This window comes from Mesorhizobium sp. M7A.F.Ca.CA.002.05.1.1, assembly GCF_003998335.1.
Taxonomy (GTDB): Bacteria; Pseudomonadota; Alphaproteobacteria; order Rhizobiales; family Rhizobiaceae; genus Mesorhizobium.
This window is the reverse complement of sequence record NZ_RZQI01000594.1, coordinates 1-3810: the sequence shown is the minus strand read 5'-3', so window position 1 is coordinate 3810 and position 3810 is coordinate 1. Positions and strand designations below refer to the sequence as shown.

General features: G+C 63.3%; 1 protein-coding gene. It reads left to right on the top strand.

Features of this window, described 5'->3' with window-relative positions; translation table 11 throughout:
• Positions 1-3222, top strand: a 3222-nt coding sequence (locus tag EN939_RS24660; RefSeq protein WP_127270301.1) for a PAS domain-containing protein, incomplete at its 5' end; no start/stop codon positions are given.
• Positions 3223-3810: the final 588 nt, after the last annotated feature.

Below are 3810 nucleotides of genomic sequence, written 5' to 3'. Positions count from 1 at the left end.
GTGATCAACGCCGTCAAGGATCCGATCTTCGTCAAGGACGACCATCTGCGCTTCGTCTTCGTCAACGAGGCGTTCGCGGCTCTGTTTGGCCAGACGCCGCAAGCCATGCTCGGCAAACCCGGCGGCGATTTCCTCCCGGCGAACGCTGTCGCGCTTTTCGAGCAGAGCGAAGGTGAGGTCCTTGCGACCGGGCGGCCGTACGAAGTGGAAGAGAATTTCGAGGTCGATGGCGCCAGCCGATCGCGTATCGTCAGGAAGAGCCGCGTCGGCATGGCCAGCGGCCGCAACTATGTTGCCGGCTTCCTGTTCGATATTTCCGAAATGAAGCGCCGCGAGACGGAAGCGCAGGATGCGCGCAAGCATCTCGCCAGCGTGCTGGAATCCTTGCCGGCCGCCGTGATCATCTACGATCGCGACGACAGGTTCGTTTTCGCCAACCGCAAGATCCAGGATACGCTGCCGGCCTTGAAGCCGGCATGGCAGCCCGGCTGCACATTCCGCGAGGCACTCGTTCTGGGCCATGCGAACGGCTATTTCCGCGACAGCGGCGATCCACAAGTCGACCAGCTCTACGACAGCGACCATGACCGCTGGCTGGATGCGATCCTCGCCCGCTACCGCTTGCCCAATTCCTGCTACGAGCGTCATAACCCCGACGGCCGCTGGTACCAAGTCTACGACATGCGGACCGATGATGGCACCTTCATCGGTGTTCGCGTTGACATCTCCGAGATCAAGAGCCGCGAGGCGGCATTGCGCGATTCGATGCGCCAGATCGACCTGTTCCGGCACGTGATGGACGAGTTGCCGGTGGCCGCCTTCATCAAGGCGCAGGACCTGAGCATAGAATTCGTCAACAAGGCCTGGTGCGCGATCACCGGCTTGGCCAAGGAGGATGTCATCGGCCGCACCGACCGGCAGTTGTTCGGTGCGCAGGACGCCGATGGCTACAGCCATGACGACACGCAAGTCGCCGTGACGGGCGCCGTCAGGGAGGTCGAGGAACCCGTCACCCATCGCGACGGCACGGTTCGGCAGTTGATGACGCGCAAGAGCCGCCTGGTGACGCTGGACGGGTCGGTGCATCTGGTCGGTTCGAGCACCGACATCACCGACGTCAAGGCGCGCGAGCGTGCGCTGGAAGAGAGCATGCGCGAGAACGAGGTGTTCCGCAGCCTGATCGACAACGTGCCGGTATCGATCTACGCCAAGCGCTCCGATCTCCGGCAGTTCTATGTCAACAAGGGCTGGTGCGATCTCACGGGCTTCCGCAAGGAAGAGGCTATCGGCAAGACCGACATCGAGATTTTCGGGCCGGATGGCGAGGCTTTCGTCAATGGCGACCTCGCCGTGCTGCGCACCGGCGAAACCCAGGAGGTCGAAGAGACGGTGACGTTGGCCGACGGCAGCGTCAGGCATCAATTCGCCCGCAAGGGCGCGATGATCGCCTCCGACGGCTCGCTCTATTTGATCGGCTCGACCACCGACATCACCGAGCTGAAGATGCGAGAGGCCGAACTGCGCGAGGCGCGTCAGCGCGCCGTGCTCGCCGACCGCGCCAAGTCGGAATTCCTCGCCAATATGAGCCATGAGATCCGCACGCCGATGAACGGCGTGCTCGGCATGGCCGAACTGCTGGCCAAATCGGACCTCGACCCGAAGCAGAAGACGTTCACCGACATCATCGTGAAATCGGGCAATGCGCTGCTCACCATCATCAACGACATACTGGACTTCTCCAAGATCGATGCCGGTCAGCTGGTGCTCGATCCGGCGCCCTTCAATCTGGCCGAGGCGATCGAGGATGTGGCGACACTGGTGTCGACACGAGCCAAGGAAAAAGACCTCGAGCTGATCGTGCGTGTCGAACCTCGGCTCGAGAGCCTGTTCGTCGGCGATGTCGGCCGTATCAGACAGATCGTCACCAACCTGCTCGGCAACGCGGTGAAATTCACCGATGAAGGCCATGTGCTGGTCGACGTCACCGGCGAGAGGGTTCCGACCGGAACGAAGCTGACGATCTCGGTCACCGATACCGGTATCGGTATCCCCGAGGAAAAACTGAAACTGGTGTTCGAGAAATTCAGCCAGGTCGACACCTCTTCGACGAGGCGGCATGAGGGAACCGGCCTCGGTCTTGCCATCACCTCGCGGCTCGTCGAACTGATGGGCGGCGACATCGGGGTCGAAAGTGCGGAAGGCAAGGGCTCGACTTTCTGGTTCTCGGTGACGCTGCCGCGGGCCGGACAGCAGAACGGACAGCGCATCATGCCGATCGACGTGACCGGTGCGCGTGTGCTGATTGTCGACGACAATGCCGTCAATCGGGCCATCCTGACCGAACAGATGACATCGTGGACGTTCGATTCCTGCGCGGCCGAAAGCGGCGCCGAAGGCCTCAAGGTACTGATCGCCGCCGCTGCCTATGGTGTCCCGGTCGATTGCGTCGTGCTCGACTACCAGATGCCTGGAATGAGCGGCGCCGAAATGGCGCGGATCGTGCGCAGCACCGCCGGCCTTGCCGGCATGCCGATCATCATGCTGACCTCGGTCGACCAGTCGCTCGCCAACACCAGCTATCGCGATCTTGGCATCGATGCCCAGCTGATCAAGCCGGCGCGCTCCTCGGTGCTGCTGGAAACGCTGGTCGCCACCATCCAGCGGCATCGCCACAACACGAGCGGCAGCGACGCGCAGCCGCTCGCAGCCGACGTCGCTGCGGGTTATGTGATGCGGACGCAGCCCTCGGCGCCGTCCGAACAGCGGGCGCTGCTGCAGCCGCCCTCAATTCGCCCCCGGCCACCGGTGGCGGCTGGCGGCGACAGGCTGGATATCCTGGTGGCCGAGGACAATGAGGTGAACCAGATGGTGTTCACCCAGATCCTCGGCGAGACCGGTTATGGTTTCGAGATCGTCGGCAATGGCCGCAAGGCGCTCGACGCCTTCGGCCGGCTGAACCCGTGCATGATCCTGATGGATGTCTCCATGCCGGAGATGAACGGTCTCGAAGCAACCGCCGCCATTCGCCGGCTGGAGGAAGAAACCGGCACCCATGTGCCGATCGTCGGCGTCACCGCGCATGCGCTGAAGGGCGACCGCGAGCGCTGCCTGGAGGCAGGCATGGACGACTATCTGCCCAAGCCGATCAGTCCCCGGGCGTTGCTCGAGAAGGTCGAGCGCTGGGTCGGCGCCAGCCGGCAGGCGCAGCGCAACGCCGGGTAAGGCCGGCTCTGCCCGAGTACCGGGAATACGGCGAAGATTCGCGCCCCTGTCAGCGGCCAAGACTATGGTGCGATCGCACCATATGAAAGGCGGCATCCAGCCGAGACAATGGCGACATTCGAATTCCGCTCTTCCCAGTTACGGGCGGGAGCAGCGACCGCCGGCATGAGACAGCGTCAACCTACCCCAACGGACCTGTTTTCGGCGATGGCCCGGCCACGACACCGTCTGGCTGAGAGCAACGCGCTCCCGTCCGGCTTTTCTTCATAAAGGCCGGCTGATCCCCAAATCGCCGGCCAGCCTCGACCGAATCGAGCAAGTCCCTGATTCCGGTGACAAAGCGGGGCTGCGTCGGGAGTGCCGGCCAGGCGGCATTCTGCTCATCCCGATGACGCGTTACCGGGGTGACATCAAACTGTCATGCGACTGTTATAATCGAAGGCTATTGGCCTCAGCGGGCGCCGACTGACGAGCGCCGAGAGACCATCTTCCGAACAGGAGCAGGCCACATGAAGAAATTCCTCTATACGGCGTCGGCCGCTGCGCTTGCGCTCGCCGCGACGTCCGGCTTCGCCGCCGCGCGCGACC